At 63.2% G+C, this 19,616-nt stretch carries 15 protein-coding genes and 3 pseudogenes; 9 read left to right on the top strand and 9 right to left on the bottom strand.

Features of this window, described 5'->3' with window-relative positions; translation table 11 throughout:
* The first annotated feature begins 490 nt into the window (after window positions 1–490).
* Complete coding sequence (locus ACH4C6_RS34455; RefSeq protein WP_398112598.1) at window positions 491–1,777, top strand: IS256 family transposase; 1,287 nt, start codon at window positions 491–493, stop codon at window positions 1,775–1,777.
* 343 nt (window positions 1,778–2,120) lie between these two features.
* Here ACH4C6_RS34455 and ACH4C6_RS34450 read toward each other — a convergent pair whose 3' ends face one another.
* From ACH4C6_RS34450 to ACH4C6_RS34440, 3 genes are all read right to left on the bottom strand, one after another.
* A complete protein-coding gene (locus tag ACH4C6_RS34450) occupies window positions 2,121–2,732 on the bottom strand; it encodes an ISAs1 family transposase (protein WP_366900866.1) in 612 nt (203 codons plus the stop codon).
* Window positions 2,714–3,286: a transposase family protein gene (locus tag ACH4C6_RS34445; protein WP_398112596.1), complete on the bottom strand. Its 573-nt coding sequence runs from the start codon at window positions 3,284–3,286 to the stop codon at window positions 2,714–2,716. The genes ACH4C6_RS34450 and ACH4C6_RS34445 overlap by 19 nt, the downstream gene beginning before the upstream one ends.
* Window positions 3,287–3,522: 236 nt before the next feature.
* Window positions 3,523–4,758 carry a hypothetical protein gene (locus ACH4C6_RS34440; RefSeq protein ID WP_398112595.1) on the bottom strand — a complete coding sequence of 412 codons (1,236 nt, stop codon included), beginning with the start codon at window positions 4,756–4,758 and terminating at the stop codon, window positions 3,523–3,525.
* 222 nt (window positions 4,759–4,980) lie between these two features.
* On the opposite strand from ACH4C6_RS34440, the pseudogene ACH4C6_RS34435 reads away from it, so the two are divergent.
* The 3 genes and pseudogenes from ACH4C6_RS34435 to ACH4C6_RS34425 form a co-directional block, all read left to right on the top strand.
* Window positions 4,981–5,315: pseudogene (locus tag ACH4C6_RS34435) on the top strand (DEAD/DEAH box helicase family protein); the annotation flags it as partial.
* 34 nt (window positions 5,316–5,349) lie between these two features.
* Window positions 5,350–6,659 (top strand): annotated as a pseudogene (locus ACH4C6_RS34430) (IS256 family transposase).
* Window positions 6,660–6,941: 282 nt separating this feature from the next.
* Complete coding sequence (locus tag ACH4C6_RS34425; RefSeq protein WP_398112594.1) at window positions 6,942–7,289, top strand: hypothetical protein; 348 nt, start codon at window positions 6,942–6,944, stop codon at window positions 7,287–7,289.
* 263 nt (window positions 7,290–7,552) lie between these two features.
* Here the strand turns inward: ACH4C6_RS34425 and ACH4C6_RS34420 are convergent, their stop codons facing one another.
* A complete protein-coding gene (locus ACH4C6_RS34420; RefSeq protein ID WP_398112593.1) occupies window positions 7,553–8,422 on the bottom strand; it encodes a hypothetical protein in 870 nt (289 codons plus the stop codon).
* 3,068 nt (window positions 8,423–11,490) lie between these two features.
* Between ACH4C6_RS34420 and ACH4C6_RS34415 the strand changes: the two genes are divergently transcribed.
* The 3 genes from ACH4C6_RS34415 (at window position 11,491) to ACH4C6_RS34405 (ending at window position 13,272) form a co-directional block, all read left to right on the top strand.
* Window positions 11,491–11,631, top strand: coding sequence for a hypothetical protein (locus tag ACH4C6_RS34415; RefSeq protein ID WP_398112592.1), 141 nt, complete (start codon window positions 11,491–11,493; stop codon window positions 11,629–11,631).
* A gap of 572 nt (window positions 11,632–12,203) precedes the next feature.
* On the top strand, window positions 12,204–12,944 hold the full coding sequence (locus tag ACH4C6_RS34410) for a transposase family protein (protein WP_398112591.1): 741 nt from the start codon (window positions 12,204–12,206) through the stop codon (window positions 12,942–12,944).
* A 64-nt stretch (window positions 12,945–13,008) separates the two neighbouring features.
* Window positions 13,009–13,272, top strand: a complete 264-nt coding sequence (locus ACH4C6_RS34405; protein WP_398112590.1) for a hypothetical protein — start codon at window positions 13,009–13,011, stop codon at window positions 13,270–13,272.
* Between the two features lie 208 nt (window positions 13,273–13,480).
* Here the strand turns inward: ACH4C6_RS34405 and ACH4C6_RS34400 are convergent, their stop codons facing one another.
* From ACH4C6_RS34400 to ACH4C6_RS34385, 4 genes are all read right to left on the bottom strand, one after another.
* Complete coding sequence (locus ACH4C6_RS34400; protein ID WP_398112597.1) at window positions 13,481–13,930, bottom strand: transposase family protein; 450 nt, start codon at window positions 13,928–13,930, stop codon at window positions 13,481–13,483.
* A gap of 14 nt (window positions 13,931–13,944) precedes the next feature.
* Complete coding sequence (locus ACH4C6_RS34395; protein ID WP_398112599.1) at window positions 13,945–14,289, bottom strand: hypothetical protein; 345 nt, start codon at window positions 14,287–14,289, stop codon at window positions 13,945–13,947.
* Between the two features lie 71 nt (window positions 14,290–14,360).
* Complete coding sequence (locus ACH4C6_RS34390; RefSeq protein WP_398112589.1) at window positions 14,361–14,816, bottom strand: hypothetical protein; 456 nt, start codon at window positions 14,814–14,816, stop codon at window positions 14,361–14,363.
* A 76-nt stretch (window positions 14,817–14,892) separates the two neighbouring features.
* On the bottom strand, window positions 14,893–15,405 hold the full coding sequence (locus tag ACH4C6_RS34385; RefSeq protein WP_398112588.1) for a hypothetical protein: 513 nt from the start codon (window positions 15,403–15,405) through the stop codon (window positions 14,893–14,895).
* Between the two features lie 81 nt (window positions 15,406–15,486).
* Here ACH4C6_RS34385 and ACH4C6_RS34380 point away from each other — a divergent pair, with 81 nt between their 5' ends.
* Window positions 15,487–15,618, top strand: coding sequence for a hypothetical protein (locus ACH4C6_RS34380; RefSeq protein WP_398112587.1), 132 nt, complete (start codon window positions 15,487–15,489; stop codon window positions 15,616–15,618).
* Window positions 15,619–15,843: 225 nt separating this feature from the next.
* Here ACH4C6_RS34380 and ACH4C6_RS34375 read toward each other — a convergent pair.
* Window positions 15,844–16,246 (bottom strand): annotated as a pseudogene (locus ACH4C6_RS34375) (transposase); the annotation flags it as partial.
* A 396-nt stretch (window positions 16,247–16,642) separates the two neighbouring features.
* Between ACH4C6_RS34375 and ACH4C6_RS34370 the strand changes: the two are divergent.
* Complete coding sequence (locus ACH4C6_RS34370; RefSeq protein ID WP_398112586.1) at window positions 16,643–17,683, top strand: hypothetical protein; 1,041 nt, start codon at window positions 16,643–16,645, stop codon at window positions 17,681–17,683.
* The last annotated feature ends 1,933 nt before the right edge of the window (window positions 17,684–19,616 follow it).

The raw sequence follows: 19,616 nt of genomic DNA, 5'->3' as shown, positions 1-19,616 counted from the left end.
AGACGACACACGGGCCCCTCAGCCTGCCCAGCACCAGCCACAGAAAGCGAAACGGCCCACCGACTCCGTCGGCAGACCGTCACGAAAGATCGAGGTTAGAACAGGCGCTGGCCGACGCGGTCAAAAGGCGGAGCGCGGCGGCCGGGCTGCACAGCACGGCCGCCGCCGACGTTGCCGCCTTGGTCCAGGCACTGGTCCGCGTTGGGGTCATCGTGGACTGAGCGGCAGGCGCGACCTGGGATGAAATCAGCCAGCCGCACGGACTGACCGCCGAAGCCGCGCAGGCCTATGGGAGCTAATCACGCCTCATCTGGCCTCCTGGATGCCCCACATCCTGATCGGCAGGTTCCCAATCAGGCCGCTGCTCGGGCCGCAGGCCCGTTGCTGTGCCTGTGCACATGGTGTATTGGGTGCGGTTGGGTGGCTGGAGCGGGGTCTGTACGGTCTTCGGTGTAACTCCCGATCATGGAAGTAGCACCTGATGAGCGACGTGACTGTCTCTGCCGAGGCGGTTGAAGAGGTCCGGCCGTCCGAGTTGTCGGCGGACGTACTGGACGAGCAGTTGATCGGGCAGTTGGTCGACCGGGCCCGCGCGAGCGGGCTGCAGCTGACCGGTGAGGGCGGGCTGCTGCAGCAGCTGACCAAGCGCGTGCTGGAGTCCGCTCTCGAAGGCGAGATCACCGACCACCTCGGCTACGAGAAGCACGATCCGGCCGGTGCCGGCAGCGGCAACAGCCGCAACGGGGTCCGGTCCAAGACCGTGCTGACCGATGTCGGGCCGGTTCAGATCACGGTGCCGCGTGACCGCGACGGCAGCTTCGAGCCGCAGATCGTCAAGAAGCGCCAGCGGCGGCTGACCGGTGTCGACGAGATGGTCCTGTCGCTGTCCGCGCGCGGTCTGACGCACGGTGACATCTCCGCCCACCTGGCCGAGGTCTACGGCGCGAGCGTGTCCAAGCAGACCATCTCGACCATCACCGACAAGGTCATGGACGGGATGGCCGAGTGGCAGAACCGCCCGCTGGACCCGGTCTATCCGGTGATCTTCATCGGCTGCGTGCACGTGAAGGTACGCGATGGGCAGGTGGCGAACCGGTCCATATACGTCGCACTCGCAGTCGCGATGGACGGCACCCGCGACATCCTCGGCCTGTGGGCCGGCGACGGCGGCGAGGGCGCCAAGTACTGGCTCCAGATCCTGACCGAGATCAAGAGCCGCGGTGTCGAGGACGTGTGCATGGTCGTCTGCGACGGGCTCAACGGCCTGCCCGACTCCATCTCGGCGGTCTGGCCCCAGGCGGTCACCCAGACCTGCGTCGTCCACCTGATCCGGGCGTCCTTCCGCTACGCGGGCCGCCAGGACTGGGACAAGATCTCCCGTGCGCTCAAGCCTGTCTACACGGCTCCGACCGCAAGTGCGGCGGAAGACCGGTTCCTGGAGTTCCAGGAGGAATGGGGCGCCAAGTATCCGGCGACCGTGAGGCTTTGGGAGAACGCCTGGGCCGAGTTCGTACCGTTTCTCCAGTTCGACGCCGAGATCCGCCGTGTCGTCTGCACCACCAACGCGATCGAGTCGGTCAACGCTCGCATCCGGAAAGCCGTCCGGGCCCGTGGGCACTTCCCGAACGAGGCCGCAGCCCACAAATGCGTCTACATGGCCGTCATGAGCCTCGACCCCACCGGCCAGGGACGCAAACGCTGGACCATACGCTGGAAGCCCGCCCTGCAGGCTCTCGACATCGCCTTCGACGGTCGGCTCTCCGCCGGCCGCCGCTAAATCACACCACCCGAGTTACACCGCTGGCTGGACAGACCCCGACGGCGGACGCGGACAGGACTACTACCTCCGCAAGATCAGTGAGGGGAAAACGCCCTCGGAGGCCCGCAGGGCCCTCAAACGACGGCTGTCCAACGTGGTCTACCGGATCATGAAACGCGACCAACGGACCCACCTCGCCCAAGCCGCTTGACACACAGAGGCGCTATGAAGTCACAAGCGCCCGTCCGGCCGCGTGCATGGTGACGCCGGACAAGGCCGACAAATCCCAAACAGGACAGCCGGAGCGTCAGTCAGAGCACGGGTCAGACCCGCCGCGGCGTCACCACGAACATCATCACTGTCAGAGCAGGCCGATCAGGTCCAGCGGACGAGTGAAGGGCATGTAGGAGACCTCGCGCAGGCCGGCGGCGATGCTGCGGTGTCCGGTGGCGCGCAGGGTGCTGATCGCGAAACTGCGCAGGGTGGCCATGTTCTCCGGGCCGTGCCCGGTGCGGATCTTCGAGGCGTCCTCACCGAACGTGGTGTCTCTGACGTGGTGCACGGCCTCGATGCCCCATTGCGCGCGGGCGAGTTGGCCGATGGCCTGGGGAGATGCCTCACGCGCCGTCAGGTCGGTGATCGCGTAGATGGTCTCACGGGTGATCTTGCCGGTCCTGAGGTCGGTGCGGTGCCGGTGGATTTTCGCGGCCTGCGTCAGGTACGGAAAGTCCAGCCCGAGACTGGTGACGGTGAGCGTGCGCACCGAGCGGGTCTCGCGCCGCCCGTGTCCCGCCTCGCGGTCGTAGCGGCGTGCGGTCACCTCATTCCACGGCAGTGAGCGCAATGCGTCGTGCAGCGTCGGCTGGTTCTGCTTGACGACGAGCAGGTAGTGCGCCTTCTTCGCCTCTACCAGCCATCTGGCGTGGTCACGGTGGGTGTGCAGGGCGTCGGCGGTCACCACGACCCCGGCCAGGTCGAAGGGGGCCGGCAGCTTCGTGAAGCCGGTGACCTCGGTGGTCTTGTCCGGGACCCGGGCCCGGGGGCCCGGAGGTCCTGGCTGACGGTGCGTCCGCCTTCCAAGACGGCGGAGAGCAGGTGGGCGGCAGGGCCGGTGTCCGCGCGCGAGCCGCGGGCGGCCTTGCCGTCCACGGCCAGGTGCCGGGCGCCCGCGGGGTTGCATCCGAGCAGGTCGGCAAGCCCGCCAGGACACACCAGTGTCAGGAGGCGGCGGATGGTGGAGCTCGACGGTGCGCGGCGTACGTCCAGCGGGCCGGCGGCGTGCACGCCGAGGCGGGCAAGTGGGTCCAGGGGCGCGTGGCGGGCCCATTGGCCCACGGCCAGATAGGAGCGAGCCCCGGCGAGCACCGCGCAGCAGGCGGTGAGCAGGACCGATACCAGCGAATGGCGCCGACCCCGTCGATCCCGCGGATCGCGAAGAACGGCCAGCCGTTCTGCGACACCGCTCGCGCCGCGCTGGGCGGCAGTGGGCGACTTGGTCAGGCAGACGGTGGCAGACTGGCGGCACATCGAAGCTCCGGACGGGCAGGGCGACTTGGCAAGGTCACCCCGTCAACCGGAGCTTCGTTGTGTCCGTGACGCTCTTCCGCCGGATCGTCACACCTCATCCACCTGCACGTTTACATGATCCACAGGACTTTGAATCAGCCCTGAGTGGCCAATCGCCCCGCTCCGTCAACTGCTCTTTATCGACACGAAGCGACCTAAGAAGGCTGGCCCAAGATCCTGCTACGAGCTCTCAGCTGCTACATCCTTTTGCTGCGTGAAACTGGAGCGGGGCGATGCCCCCGTGGCGGAGGGAGCTCTATCGGCGCGTTTCTGGCTGGTGCCAGGGGCTGGTTAACGGGATGTGCGCCGGCGGCCTGGGCCAGCCCGGGTTGCCCGGCAGGCATGCCGTTGCGGTAACTCTCCTGTGTTTCCTGCGGTCCGCCACCAGACGCGTTGCGCAAGAGACCGGGAGCGCTTAGCTCCCTTTCGCCCAGCACTTCATAGATATGAGGAAGGGGAACCTGTCCTATAATCTGCCTGGTGTTGTCTTCCCCGTGCGGACGGCTCGGCTCCTGGCAGTACCTGGGAGTCACTTCTGAGATGGGAGGCAGGCTCGTGGTCTCCTCATCCTTATATCTGCGGGCGTTCTCATACGTCAGATTGAGGGTTTCCCGGTGGTAGCTCCGGCGATAAGAGGAGGCCACAGTCATACCAGGCTGTCGTTGGAACCCAGTCGGCATCTGCTCTGGGACGACGGCAGGTGCCACGGTGCGCCGGGCGTACCATGTGTCCGCACTGGGAGGCACGGGGAGCCGGGCTGACCGGCCGCTCACACCGGAGATAATGAGTTTCTTTCCCTCGATGATGAAGCCCTGTTCTTTCAGCACCTCTTCCTCCTGAGGCGATACCTGCGCATCCTGACTGTCTGACATTTTGAGGCCGAACACCCGTTGCCCGATCGCGACGGTCACAGGTTTGGGGTACCGTTGGCCGGTGAGCGTAACTTTCGTCACCTGTTTCGGCAGGCCGGTATCCTCGTTGAGGCCCCCTTCGGTTATGTACCCCAGGGCTTTCCAGCCTCTGTGCTCGAAGACCACGCGCAGGGCATCAGCGTTCCTTCGAAACCGTTCCTCGTGTGGAATCCGGGCGAGTCTCCCGTTCTCGTCGATGGGGATCCCCTTTATTGTCAGGATCTCCCGTTCGTGGTCCGAGAGTTTCGCGCGGGATTTTTCATAAGTGAGTTCCCTTATTCGGTGTCCTATCCTGACTTTCATTGGTGAGGGTCCGGTTAGTTGCACGATTGTGTTCTGGGTCGGCAGACGGGTTTTGTTGTTTTGTCTCCCGACAAGCACATAGCCCAGGTTTTCGGCGCCCTCCAGGTTGTAAAATACTGCCAGCGCTTGAGCGTTGTGCTCTTCGGGTGGAGGGAGGGCCACGGGGCCGGCTGCTCCCGTGCCGGGTGCCTGGCTGGGCGATGGCGTCAGCTCGGTCATGATGTTTTGATTTGCCCGTGGCCATTGCTGGCCGGGGGGACGGGTGGTGTCATAGAAACCCCTCTTCTCGTGAAAGGCACGCGACCTGCTCCTCCTGGGGCCGCTTCCCAGGCTGCGTACGGCCGTCCGTGCACGTCAGTTCACCCTCGGTGCCGGGCGTTGGGTACACGCGTAGTTAGCAAGAACAGCACCGGGAGGAATCCGCGAACGCCCTGCGGCTGGATTGCGCCCGATCTCGACGCCATTGTGCGCGGTCTCGATGTCCCGCCGGGCGGCATTCCTGTGAATGGTCTGCGCGGGCAGGTACACGTCGCGTGCGGAACGGGAAAGACCATCATCGCGGCGGCATCGGCGAAGCGCCTTGTCCCGCGGGGCCGGGTTCTCGTGCTGGTGCCAACGCTGGAGCTGCTGACCCAGACCGTCCAGGCCTGGCGTGCGGTCGGGCACACGGGGCCGGCGATTGCGGTGGTTCGCTGCATGACGACCCGGACCTGTGGAACCTGAAGGTGCGCTCAACCACGAACCCGGTGCAGCTGGCGCTGTGGCACGGCCAAGGGCGGGACTGTAAGACGTTCGGTGTAACTCCCGATCATGGAAGATGCATCGATGACCAGTGAGAACGTGTCCGGATCCGAGGCTGTCGAGCCCGTGGAGGCTGCGCGGGCAAAGGCTGTGGACGACCAGTTGATCGACGAGCTGGTGGACCGGGCCCAGGCCGAGGGTCTGCAGCTGACCGGCGAGGGCGGGCTGCTGCAGCAGTTGACGAAGCGGCTGCTGGAGTCCGCCCTGGAGGGCGAGATCACCGATCACCTCGGCTATGACAAGCACGACCCGGCCGGCAAGAACGGTGGCAACTCCCGCAACGGGAAACGTTCCAAGACCGTCCTGACCGATGTCGGACCGGTGGAGATATCCGTGCCCCGCGACCGCGACGGCTCCTTCGAACCGAAGATCGTCAAATAGCGGCAGAAGCGCCTGACCGGCGTCGACGAGATGGTCATCTCGCTGGCCGCGAAGGGCTTGACCACCGGCGAGGTGCAGGGCACCTGGCCGAGGTCTATGGCGCCGAGGTCTCCCGGCAGACCATCTCCACCATCACCGACAAGGTGCTGGAGGGCATGGCCGAATGGCAGAGCCGCCCCCTCGACGCCGTCTATCCGGTGGTCTTCATCGATGCCATCCACGTGAAGATCCGCGACGGGCAGGTCGCAAACCGGCCGGTCTGCGTCGTGATGGCGGTGACCGTGGACGGACAACACCCGCGACATCCTCGGCATCTGGGCCGGCGACGGCGGGGAGGTCGCCAAGTACTGGCTGCATGTGTTCACCGAGCTGAGGAACCGTGGCCTGGACGACGTGCTGATGCTGGTCTGCGACGGGCTCAAGGGCCTTCCCGAGGCGGTGGAGACCGTCTGGCCTCGCACGATCGTCCAGACGTGTGTGGTTCACCTGCTGCGGAACTCGTTCCGATACGCCGCCCGCCAGGACTGGGACAAGGTCGCCAAAGCTCTCAGGCCCGTCTACACCGCGCCCAGCGAGGACGCGGCGATGGAGCGGTTCCTGGAGTTCCAGGAGGCGTGGGGCCGGAAGTGTCCGGCGATCGTGAAGCTGTGGTCGGACGCCTGGGCCGAGTTCGTGACCTTCCCTTCCTTCGACGTCGAGATCCGCAAGGTCATCTGCAGCACGAACGCGATCGAGAGCGTCAACGCCCGCATCCGCAGGGCCGTCCGGGCCCGCGGGCACTTCCCCAACGAGACCGCCGCCCTGAAGTGCATCTACATGGCGCTGATGAGCCTGGACCGAACGGGAAGGGCCGCAAGAGGTGGACCATGCGCTGGCAAGCACCCCTGAACGCGTTCCAGATCGTCTTCGGAAGCCGCCTCACCCCGAGCAGCAACTGACCATTAACAACCAAGATGAGGCGTTATATTGACACCCGGACGACGGCCCGCACACTCCGGTAACCGTGGAACTTACGGTCACGGAGACGGTGACGTATGACTTCCAGTCCGAGATCGAGCTCCCCGCCGATGTCGTCGACGAGAGAACGAACTGCACAGCTACCTCGACGAGCGCGAAGAGCTGTGGCTCGACGACCTCGACCCCACCGGGAAGAACGGCGCGCTCTGCATCACAGAGCGCACCCTCGACGAAGCCCGCGTCGCGGGGGCCGGAGGCAAGTCATGAGCACATGCCAGAGCGCGGCACCCCACCCCGCTCGACGACCAGCGGCGAGCATCCGCGCCGAAGCCATCGTGCGCGGCCGCCAAGCACGCCCCTACCTCGCCGACGTTGCCCACGCCTTGCACGCCCGCGGCTGGACCACCACCGACACCCCGCCGACCGTCCAGCACCCTGCTGAGGACGAGTACTTCGCCGCGCTCGTCCTGAACGGCCCCGAAGCGCCGGCTGCGGGGCTGGTGTGGTCCGAGCGGCATGGCTGGCGCACCTCGACCTTGCGCGCCACCCGCCCGGGCCGGTCGCGTGCCACCTCATCACCGGCACGACCCCGGACCATGCCGACCTTGTGAAAGCTCTGAAAGCCACCGATTGCCACCCCCGCCGACTCAGGCCCCAGGACACCTCTGGGGCCCGCGCCATGCCCCAGGGCGGCTGCGGACGGCACGGACGCTGGCAGGACGCAGCACGGCGCGCAGCGCAGCCTGCCGCACTGCTGCTCATTCTTCGGCGCGTCTGCCCCGGGGCCCAGCTGCTGCGCGCCGTGGTGTGCCCAGGGGTTCTGCGCACCCTGGAAACCGCGCGCTACACTCCGACGTCAGGACAAAAAAATTGATTATCTCTTTTGCACGCTTCTGCCTGAGCCCGGGGCAAACCGCGAGCCCTCAGGCCGACCCGATAGTGGAAGAGTTGCTGAGTGTGGATCGACGTCTGCGGACAAACTAGCAGCTACGGCGGCGATAGAGAGTAGTGAGCTCGATTTTCTGATCCGCGACGCAGTCGTATCATGGTCACTCCAGTGTGCAGTTCCGGGGAGGCGGCCTGGCTCCAGTTCGAACTTCGAGTCGAATCGTAATCCGTGCTTCCTCCACTCCGACTCGGCATAGTTATTCGCTTCTTCCCAGTAGGAGAAGGGTCCCACCGCGCGAATCGGCGCCTCTTTTAGTAAGATCTCTTTAACTGCAGAGATGTGGGCGTAGGCGATGCTAGGGGACGCGTGAGGGCTTGTTGATGATGTCGTGTAGTTTTCCTTATCGAACTCCATCCCGAAATTCTCTTTATAAATCTGCTGCCATGCGGATTCAACGTCAACCCCAAGAACGTCGCCGCGGTGTGGTGCGACACGCCTGCTGTACTCCCCGTACCATGCTGCCGCTTCTGCTTCGACAAAGCCTTGACGTACGGCCCTTGCGACGGCGCCCTTGCGGCCAAATTGCTTAGTGATAAATGATTTCGAGGCTTCTTCCCCCACTTCGTCAAGGTCATCAAGATGATCATCCAGCAACTCACCCCATGCCATATTTACAGACTCGTCCGGTCCGTAACCTATTTCGTCGGCTTCTCTCTTATTGACTGAGTAAAGAACTCTGGAGGATACTTCGAGGTCGACGCGAGCCCTTCGTTCGGACGTGGATTCGATTTGAAATTTGTCTGGCGCGGTGACCGATCCAGGCGGAAGGAAGACAAAACTTGAACGCTCAATCATACTCAGACTTTCTGTAGAAATAGATCAGATGCTCTCTTGGGGGAGTCTTTCCAAAATTTGCAGTCTATCGTTTCATGCCGTGGACCTGCTTGGAAGACTTTACAGCGGGAGCAGAGTTGTCCGTTCTGCCGCTCGCTCTCGTGAGGCCGGTGGGCAGTGTCGATGCGGCCACCGCAGGCACGCTGCGCGTTGTGCCGCGGGGAAGAGGGCGTGCCGAGGATGGGGCATCAGCTGCCGGCATGTTAGGCGGCGGAAGCGCTCCTCTTCCGACTTGACTGGTCGAGGCTTCGGCGACTCTCTTTTGTATTCCGGCATCAAGTGTAGTTCGGATTTGTTGGGCCCATATCTTGGCTTGCGATTCCTGCTCGAAAGGGGTGGCTTTCCCTCGGTCGAGGATAAGTTGATACGTCAGGAGGCGGTGTACTTCATTGTACATATCGGCATAGTCGAGCATCTTATCCGGGGTGTACCTGTTTGGGGCGGGCTGCTGGAAATGGCCGCTCATGATCTTCTTGGCGCTCTGACGGCACTCTTCCAGTGTATTGTCACGATAGCTCCCTTCGGCGGACCGAAGACATGCATCGGCATGCTTAAATGACTCTTTCCATGAGGCAAGAGGGCTACTTTCTTTGGTGAATCCCGCTATTTGCTCCTCGCTGATGAGTCGTGCGGATTCTGGCGGTGGTGTCATCATGACCTCTTTGCTGAGGGTGAGCGGATGTCAACGTGCGCCCGTACTGCGATGCTCGTTTAAGCGTCAAAGGGCACAAGCTGTCGCGATGAATCTGTCTGATAGAACGACCGGCGCGGCCGGTTCCAGACGCATGTCCCGGCGGTGTCGCTGGGTCCTATATAAAGGACGGGATGCCGGGTGTGAGATTGTTCGGGGCGAATGCGGTGCGACAGTGATAGCTGTAGACCGAACTCGTGAGAAGTGCACTGAGCATTTCCATTTTGGCTTGGAGCTGGTCAGGTGAAGGGTGGGTACGGACGGATGAGGCTAGTGATCTGGCAGGGCTGGTGCATGAAGCGGATCGGTCCGGTTCATGCATCTTTTCCAGGACTACGCGTCATGTCATGTTCTGGAGCCGGAAGCAATGCGGACGCGGTGCCGGTGATCATGTGGTCGTCGACACCCATGAGAACCGAACTAGACCGTGCCCGCCCCTTCATCATCCCTCTTGCCCATCGCGCTGGAGCAGGTGGCCCGCAATGGATCCACATGGCCCTGGCCAGGGCTGCCGGTCTGCGTCTCTTCCTGGGACCAGTGCCCGATTCATGCGACCGGTCCGGGGACGTCGGCATCCACTGACTGCGATGCTGTCGGCGGCAGCGGTGGGCGTATTGAAGCTGGACGGGACGAACTTTTGTAGCAGATCGGACTAAAGCGTCAGTAGGAGAATGGTGTCTTCCTTTCGGATAGGCTTGTTGGAAGGAAAGTATAGGCAGGAAACAGGACCTTATGGATGCCAAACCCACAAGGAGTTATCCGTGTGAAATTGCGATCTGGCCCCGCCGCGGACGCCCTGGCACCGCCTCACCAGGGGTGACGCACGATCTGACAAGGATGTTCCTCAACCTCCAATTTTTTGCGGGGCGGATCGGCCAATGCGGTCCGCAGTCCCGGGCCCATGACTTCGACGCGCCCCGGGATCGACAGACGAATACTTGTCGGCCCCGACGACGATGACGCTCCTGACGTTTGTTCAGCAATCTACGGTTAGTCGAGGCAACGACTGTCGGGTGCGCGTCGGGCAGCCGCAGCGCGGGTACGGGCGGCGTCGGTAGGCGGGATGCCTTGGCTGACCGGATCGAGGCTGATCAGGTCACGGTGCAGGCGGCGGATCCGAAGTGCGAGTTCGAGACGGAGGCGGGGACGCCTGTCACGTATTTCCGCGACCGTGCGGGGATTGATCCCCAGCCGTGCGGCAAGGACGGTGGCAGGCCACCCCGCGCGTGCCAAGTCGGCCAGCAGCCCCGATGCCTTAGCTGAGCTGGTCAGGCCCGGGCAGCGGACTTCACGGCGGGCGGGGATGGGGATGCCTAGGACAGCCTCTGCACTCGTACGGGAGATGGCACGGACCGCTTTGTCCTCTTCCATGGTGCGCAGCAGGCGTCGGATGAGGGTGACGGACAGGCCGGCTTTGTCGGCCATGTCTTGTGCGGACATCCCGTGCTCGCGCAGTCGGATGGCCCATCGGGCGGCGACGTACGGGGGGACGCGGGCGGGCCGGCCGCGCTGGCGGTCCCGGGTGCGTTGCCGGCGGGCTCGGCGTGCCGCCTCACGGCACTCGGTGCGGATGCAGCCGTAGTCGGCGCACGATGCCTGACCGTGCCGGATGGCTGAGCGCTGCGGGCGGCGAGGCGCAGGCAGGGCGCCCATGGTGAAGTTGGGGGGAGACGGTTCAGTAGCAAGCGGCACGGTAGTTCCTGCGGCGAATGTGTGGTGCCGGCTTACGGTACGTGGTGGCCTCCACAGACACCACTAGCCTAACGACGCAGCCCGCAAATTCTTCCCACGCGCGCGGCAGATAGTCCGGTTGCAAGCCACCGTTCTCCGCCCGCCACCGGTAGCCCGTCTTGCGCCCGACCCCAAGGCGCCTGCACGCCTCGACACTGCCCACCCCGGCCGCCAGCAGGCGCCAGTACTCGGCCTCGAGCTCCAGTTTGCGCTTACGTCCCCGCCTCGCTATCAACACTCCACAATGATCAAGAAATGTCGCGACAAGCGTTAAAACCCAAGCGCCGCAATCGGCTCACGTCTCAGCCGTCGCCGACAGTGACCTACGAGGCGCAAGCGGCGAAGGCGGGCCCGCCATCCGAGCCGGCCCTGATCCCGGCACACCCGGTGAGCTATTCGTCTGGCGAGACGGTCAGCACTTCGACCGATGGTATGACCTCCCTGGGCGCTGTGCGGCAAGCTATGCCCATGCGCTTCCCCTCTGGGAAGCCTGTGCACAAGGCATGCGCGGAGGGCTGGATCACCGCCAAGGACCCGCCTCGGGCGGTTCGCCTCCGACCTCTCGCCGAAGCTCAAGAGCCAAGGCGACCCCGCCTGGAGGACCTCAATGAGCAGCACCGACCGGGACATCGACCACGCCTACTCCGAGCCGCCGAGCTCCCCGCTCTGGCATCGCCACGGCGCGAAGACCCGCCCGCTCACACCCGCCCAGCAGCGGCGTGACGGCAAGCTGCTGTGCATCGCTTAGTTACTCGCTCCGTTGGTACCGCTGGCCGCGAGGGGTTGGCCGCGGGTGTCGGCACGGCAGGTCATCGACGGATAGTCTACAGGCACCGGCAGCAACGAGTAACACCATCCTGCAGCGTCGCGTCCGCCCTTAGCGGCAGGGCGCGGCGCTTCGCGCGTTCTCGCATCGGCCCCAGCTTGATCTTTAACGTGCGCAGTCGAACGGTGCGTCGTACTTGATCACTCGGTTCGGTGTCCGCCGTACACGGAAGCGGCCTTCGTCTGAACATGTGCTCCGACCAAGGAACACACACGTCCAGCACGAAGGCCGTGAGGGTGAGGATGAGTCTGCTGCATAGTGATGTCCGGCGAGAGCCGCCAGTCGAACTGTCACGCTTCCGGGGCGAGTTCCACTCCTGTCTCACCGCTCGTTCGGATGCGCTGGCCGCACAGGTTAGAGATCAAGCTAACGAGCTCGTGCATGGTAGGCGGTGAGACGTCGAGTTCTCGATCGTTGAACATGGTCAGGTGGTGGGGAACTCAACGTGTGCGGTGATCATCAGTAATCGGCGGATCACGGGCCTGACTGTGGGAGTGATTGCTGAACTCGTCGAGGAGATCGGCCCGTTGTGGCAGGAGCGTCACCAGGCGCGGCTTGCCGCCCGACCGCGGAAGCGGGCCGTGGGCGCCGGCGCAAAGCACCGGCTGGTGTTCATCGACCGGCTGCTGGCCACGCTCGTCCATCTTCGGCACGGGGTCACCCACGACGTGCTGGCCTGCTGGTTCGGCGTGGACCGCTCCACCATCACCCGGGCCGTCGGCGAGGTGCGGCCCCTGCTCGCCGAGCGAGGCTGCACGGTCAGCCCCGACGTGCGGCTGCGATCTTTGGCCGACGTCGTCGACCACCTCGGCGCGAGCGGGACGACCGGCATCGTCGACGGCACCGAGATCCGGGTCCGTCGGCCCGCCGCCGGGCGCAAGGACCGCGACACGTTCATCTCCGGCAAGAACAAGCAGAACGCCGTCAAGTCCATGGTCGTCACGGACGCCGAAGGCCGCGTGCTGTGGTGCAGTCAGCACACGTGGGTGAAGTCGGCGACCCAGCAGCGGTTGGGGACCGCAGCGACGAAGTTGCGGTCCAGCAGGTCGGGGGCCCCGTCCGCGCTCGTATCGGGCATCGTGGTGATCGCCCTTCTGCCGCGGACAGCGCCGGCGATGCCGAGTTCGCGCATGAGGCACTCAACCGCGCACCGGGCCACCTGGTGGTTCTGGCGGTGCAGTGGCCCTGGACGGCATCGACCCGGCCGCCCTGCTCAAACCCCCGTCAGCCCATAAGCCTGGTGCACCCCCGAGAGATCCAACTGAAGAGGCTCACTGATCAGGGGGCGATCTTGCAGTCGTGCTCGGCGAGGACGCGGAAGACCGGCTCGACGCCGCCGAAGCGGGCCCGATGCTCGTCGATGAACGCTACGTGCGTGTGCGTGGCCGGTCGAGCTCGGCCGCGAAGAAAGACGCCGCCGCCTTCAGGATGTCGTTGGCCCTCTTCAGCTCGGCGATCTTGGGCACTGTCGCAGGAGCGTGTGCAGGCACTGGAATTCTTGCACGTGTGGCGGAACGTACCATGCCCGACGCAGGCGCAGCGCTCGTACTACCGGACCTGTGATCATGCTGCGGTGCACGGGCCGCCGGGTGCGGCCGCCACCCTTCCCGAAACCCAGAGCATCAACGGAGAGTGGCTTCATGTGCAGTGAGCCTCCGCAACTTGAAGTAGCAGGTCAAAGGGCTGGTGTGACCGGGCCTCGGCGTACGTGCTGGTCGTGGGCGGAAGTCTTCGATGAAGATCATCTGTCAACGGTTGACTTCGAGGTTCGTCAGGACGAGCAGCGCTCGCAGGAGTCGGGTGGCATGGGCGGGGTCGGTGCGGAGTTTGGTGAGGGTCCGCCAGTTCTTGAGGTGGGCGAAGCCGTGTGCGACTGGTGCGCGTCCGACGGCGAGGACGCGGTTGGCTTCCTTCTCTCCTGGGGAAGTTTGTGGGTGCGGCTGGCCGCGTAGCCGGTGACGACCACGGGGTCGAGGATGTTGTTGTCCAGGCCGCGGAAGCCGAGGTCCGCCAGGGCTCCGAGACCGACGGCGCGGAGGTGGGTCAAGATGTGGTCGTGGCGGGCGACGGTGTTGTCGTGGGTGCGGCCGGGCCGGGTGGCGGATATCCAGATCAGGCGCCCGTTCTCGTCGGTCAGGGCGAGGAAATGCAGGCCGTGGCCTCGGTGTTTTCCAGAGTAGTTGCGGCGGTCGGCTGTTCCGGTGCGGCGCTGGGTGGGGATGAGGGTTCCGTCGATCAGTACGACTTCCCGCCCTGCCTCGTGACCTTCCGCAGAGCGCGGTCCAGGCGCGGTGCCTGGGCGGCGAGCAGTCCGATCAGTTCGTCGCGCCAGCGGCGGATGGTGGACTCGGAGACGTTTTTGCCGCCGGCCATGTCGGCCAGGCGCTGGTCGTGGCGCAGTCGGGCCAGGACGATCACCGCGATCTTCCCAGGCGGCAGGATCCGCCAGCGGGAGCGGATCGCCTTCAGATGACGCCGTAGCAGGTCGGCGAGGTGGTTGACGGTGCGCGTGTACAGGGACAGGCGCCACTGGTAGACAAGCGGGCAGGTGTCCTCGGCGTGTTCATTGGTTTTCGTCATACAAATCCAACGGCACCCGGGGACACCGTGGTTACGGCTCTGCCGTCACTGGACCGTCATGCGGGAGAGGATCACAGGCCGGTGGCGAACCGGCCGTCGGGTTGTTTGCGCAGCCAGCCACGGTCGGTCAGCCTGATCGGTTTCCCGCACAGCGGTTCCAACTTGGACTTCACGGCGACGTCCACTCCCAGCGTCTCGCCGACCTGCCGGGCTGTGAATGGTCCGCTGGCTTGACGCACGGTGGTGAGGATGCGCTGGTAGTCCGGCGGGAGCATGGTCTCCTGCGTGTCCGGGCTTCGGTGCGGGACGAGCATCACGGCTCGTCCGGCCACCTGGCTAGGCGCCGGGGAGATGGAGGCGCGCTCGCCTGCGATCTCGTCCCTCACTCGCTCGAGGACTCTCTCGACGACGGCGAGTTGGTCCCTCTCGGATCTAACCTCGGCCAGCCGCCCGGTCAGTTGTGCTTCGAGGTCGTCCAGTTCGGCACGGCGGGCGGTGATCCGTTCCAGCAGCTCGGGATCCAGCATGTCGTCGATCGTAGAGGGCCGCCGGACCTCAACGGGCACGAACCCCCAAGATGCTGCCGAGTTTGATGGCATCGGGTTACCGGGGCAGGTCGGAAGGTCCTTCCGGTGCCCTCGCCGGAGTGACGGCCAGGATGTTGCGCACCGTGAACGGGTCGAGCCCGGTGCGGGCGGCGATGTGCTGGACGGACCGCCCGGCGTGCCGGGCGGCGTGGATCGCTACCGACAGGTCTCGGCGTGCGCTCTGCAGTGCTTGCTGTGCAGCGGTCACGGCTGCCGCGACGTTCTCCAGGTCTCCGTCGTCTGGGCGGTGGCGCAGTCTTGGGCCTTTGATCTGCACATCACCGTCAGGCTCAACCAAAAGTCTTGCTGATCTACCACACACTGCAGGCTGGCCTGTCACTTTATCAATAAGAATGTGACCCAACTCGTTACGCAGAAGCGCGGTGTATCGAATGATGCGGAACCCTTGCACAGGGTCTTCGTCGATGGTTAAGGACGAGTCGGCGGGAACATCTATGGGGTCGATCTCGTTCGCTTTCAGCCACTCGATTACCGACTTGACTGAACAGTAAACGATTTCCTCGGGCATTCGTTTCCACCTTCACGGGACCTTAGGAACCCATCAGCAACTCTTCTACGGAGATCAGTCGGGTTTGGTTCACAGTCGCGGATGGCCAACGCAGAACAGACCGCTACGGTCACGAAGCACGGCCGCCATGCAGTGGGAGCCATCAATCTGCTCGACGACCAGGTCGGCCAGTACGAGGCACTGGCCATGTTCAGGACGAAATCGCACACATGACCTGGACCTACAAACCGATGACCAAGCTCACGATGACTATGGCCAAACCTGTCAGGCAGCCGCCGAAACGGCGTCGTGCGCGGGCCAGGACCGCTTCTTGGCCGAGCAGGTCACGAAGAGATGACCTCAAGGCGCGGGCGGGATCCCGGCCGGCGTGCGCGCCCGAGCTGCACTGCGGGCTCATTGAGCTGGGCACTGCGCCCAGACCCGGCCCTCAGTTGCGGCCTTCGGGACCGCAGCGCAGCCGCGGGTGGTGGGGTCGCGTTGGACGATCTCGAGGTCGACGCCGTGGTGGGCGGCGTGTTCGACGGCTTTGGTCTTGTAGCCGTTGGAAGCCCCGGGCTTTGGTGATGGTGGGGTGGAGTGCGGCGACCTTGGCCAAGAGCTGGGTGCCGGCGGTGGAGTCGTGGACGCTGGCGGCGGTGACGGTGACGGTCAGGAGGAGGCCGAGGGTGTCGGTGACGATGTGCCGTTTGCGTCCGATGATCTTCTTGGCCGGGTCGATGCCTTGGTTGGTCAGGGGGACGGTGGCGGAGGTTTTGATGCTCTGGCTGTCGATCAGGCAGGCGCTGGGCTCGCTGGTGCGGCCTTCGGCTTGGCGGACTTTGCCGCGTAGCAGGCCGGTGAGATGGTGAACTCAGGGTGAACCGGTAGGTTTCTAAATGAGACAGGAGCTCTTGGAGAAACCGGCGCATTACTGCTCTGTCGATTGCTACATAAGCTGCGCTTCCGGCGAATCGCTTCACTGAGCGCTCAAACCGGCCCCTGGAATTCCCTACGAACCATCCAATACCAGAACCAAACGCTCACTAAGGCCTCTGTGATAAACTGATTGGTTCGGTGGGTCGGGTGAGCGTGAGAGCTCTGGCGCTCTCCGTACTCGACTGAACTTCTCGAATCTCACTGACTAGGACAACTAATGGTGCACCTTCAGAGTATTCACCCCTCAGATCGAGGACTCTTACTGGAGAGCAGACCGGATGAAGTCGTCTGGCGATTCGAGTACGCCGACGAAGCGTACGCCATGGAAGCAGAGGCATATGAGGAGGAATACGAAGAAGTGCATCTCGGGCCGCACGAAGTAATGACCCAAGGTTTTGTTCGCAGTAAGGTTGATCTAATTACCATAGATGCGCACAAAGATCTAGACTTTCAGAGAAGTCAGTTTATTTCGACGACCCGTAATCCTGAATTGTGGTTCCATGGGCGACGATATAGGTATAAAATCGTGCCCGCTTTGAATATAGACGAGGGATCTCGAACGGGAATATGCCTCCGGGAGGGAGACGATAACGCGCCCCACGAAAAGGAAGTTTCCTTTACTAATAGAATCGAGCCTCAGGCAATCGTCGAAGTGTATGACAGGATCACGGACAGGACCGGTGTAATCAACAGGGCGACACGGCAGCTTACATGGAGAAACGGAGGGAGGTTCGACTGGACGCTGAGCATCCTCACTACTCCTCAAGCTCAAAGAGTAGCGGCAATCGTGAATAGCGTAATCACCGCACCAAGCGCTCGCCATGGACTGCTGGATTGGAAACGGGAGGTCTATGGCGCGCTGGTTTTTTATGCCAAGAACAGAGAAGACGACCGAATAGAACGGGAGGGAGAAGAAGGGCAGGCTACCCTGGGCGACATATTCGCGCCTCTGCGCGATTCCACACTCGCAGAACTAGCAAAGTGCATCGATGCAAAAAATGAAATAGTGCACAATGTGCAGTTTCTTCACGCATTATCGACTGTTCCTCCCGAACTCGTAGCATCATGTGTTACCAATAGGGCCTTCCTCGAAGCTGCCCTGAAAGATATCAGGCCACTTTTTACTGCTGCAAGACTGCCGGAGAGTCTTCGAGAAGCCTACATTCATGCTTTCCGCCCACATGGTGTTAGCATCCCGAGCTCGACGTATACTATGTCCAGGCCTCTACCTTTCAATGTTGCCGCTGCCTTCCATCCTGTCCCTCAAGGTTCACTTCAAGTCGCGCCTGCTTCGCCAATGGAAATCTTGAAAAACACGAATCCTGGCGCCTACGAAATGCTCAAGAAGGTTGTGGCGCGTTAACAGAAATGAGGCGGACGGCGGTCAATCAGTACCGAGCCTTAAGCAGCACTGTAATGTCACGCTCTGGAAGATCCGAATTGTCTGATGGCGGGCTGTAGCGGCCAATTCTGGCTTGCGTGCACCGTCTGACGCCGTTCGCCTCTCCGATTCTTTTTCATTCCGAGCGGCAAAACGTGTAGGTTAGTACAGTCTTGCAAGTCAGCGGTGCCTATAGGTTCGCACGCAGAAGCGGAGAACGTCCTTACAGGACGATGCCGCCTCGCAACAGTTGCGTCAGCCCTCTGCTTGCATCTATCCCACCACTCGACAGGAGCGCGATGCCCCCCAGAAGAAGAAAACCGAACGAAAAGGCTGACATTATTGCAGATTACGTTAATAGTGACTACCTGTCTCCATATACTTTCGAGAAGGCGCGAGGTATTCCATCTTCATCCATCAATAACTGGTTCAACCCCAGACATCACAACAGTGTTCACCATCTACTCACCGCAGACGTCATCGAAAGGTTTCAGGATAAGCGGAGGGGAGGGCGTAAGAATAGTGCGAATGATACTTCGGCGACGAGGCCAAAAACAGGCGCGGTAAAAGATCCCCGGCGTCCCCGAACAGAGACGAGCGACACAATATCCCCTCCAGCCGTCGGACAGGCTCCCGAGGACAAGGGCGACGCATTGCTGGCTGCCTCCGGTAGAACGGTGGATGCACCCAGCCCCGGCGACACCTCGGCACCCGACCCCGCTACCGCTGTTTCCTCGGTAGCCGGCATGTATCCGGTGACCGTCGGCGATGACCCGTCCTCTGCCTCCGGCTCGTTTCCTGGGGAGATCAGCACCCAAGGCGGCCGCGAGGTCAGCACGCACCCCGGGCAAACACGGAGCCTCAACGCCCCGATGCGCATCCCGCGCCCCAACGATGAACTATCCGGTTGGAACGTCACCGGCTACAGACGGGCTTCCAATTCCGGCCTTCCCACCTCTGCCCAGCACGCTATCCCCTATCAGGTTCCATGGTCCAGCACTGCTGACATAGCTCACACGCACCCCGTTGAGGAGAGACATGGTGATCGGGAACGACGCTGGGCCTTCAGAATGAAGAACGATCCCCGCTTCATTGATATTCTCTCAAGCGTACGAGCGCAACTGCATTTCATGGTGCTCCCAGGGTTTGAGGAACGCTGGGAGCAGGAGATGCTGACGGTAAGGCCTCACGAGTGGTACACACATCAGGCCGTGGAAGCCCTCGGCTCCTGGGAGCAGAAACTGAACGGCGGGCGTCAGGACAGTGCCGCATCACGGTTCTACGCCCCAGCCCCAGCCCCAGGGCAGAGACGCTACTGAGGTTTCCGGTCCTGTGCGCGGTTCGCAGTGCGGTGAGTTCGTGCACAACGTCGTTGATGACGCGGGCCGCGTCCAGGGTGCTGAGGACGTAGGCGCGGACGCCCGCGTCCCTCCCGGTCTGGCGGTCGCAGACGTCGGCGAGGGCCGGGGCGTCGGGCGGGTTCAGGAGGGCTCTAATGATCGTTCAGAATGCCGTCCTGGGGAGATGCTGGCTGCCTGGAACAAATGGCTCAAGTTACGAGGAAGGAAACGCAAGGCGTCCTTGATGTACTCAACAACCTCCCGAATCCAGCGACTCCGAAAAATGCAGCCCACGTTGATCGGGCGCCCAGCCTCTACCAACTCGACATGCAGCGCATCGAAAATTTCTGTAGCGAGCTACCCCCAGGCTCTACTGAAGTCGAGGTGAGGCCAGTCCCAAGCGGCCCGAATCAGCTCGCCGGGAGTTTTCGGAGTCTGCAGGCTAATCTGCCAATGGCTCCTCCCGGCCGAATGCTGTTACAGCCTCTAACGAAATGAGTGTTGGGGAACGGTAGGCTCGGTGGCCATGAGTCAGAGCGGTTCGCAAGCGGCGGCATTCTTCCGAGACGTCCGCC

The sequence above is a fragment of the Streptomyces sp. NPDC017943 genome (genome assembly GCF_044328425.1).
In the GTDB taxonomy this organism is placed as follows: domain Bacteria; phylum Actinomycetota; class Actinomycetes; order Streptomycetales; family Streptomycetaceae; genus Streptomyces; species Streptomyces djakartensis_A.
Note: the sequence above shows the minus strand (reverse complement) of the source record. Positions and strands in the feature narration are given on the sequence as shown.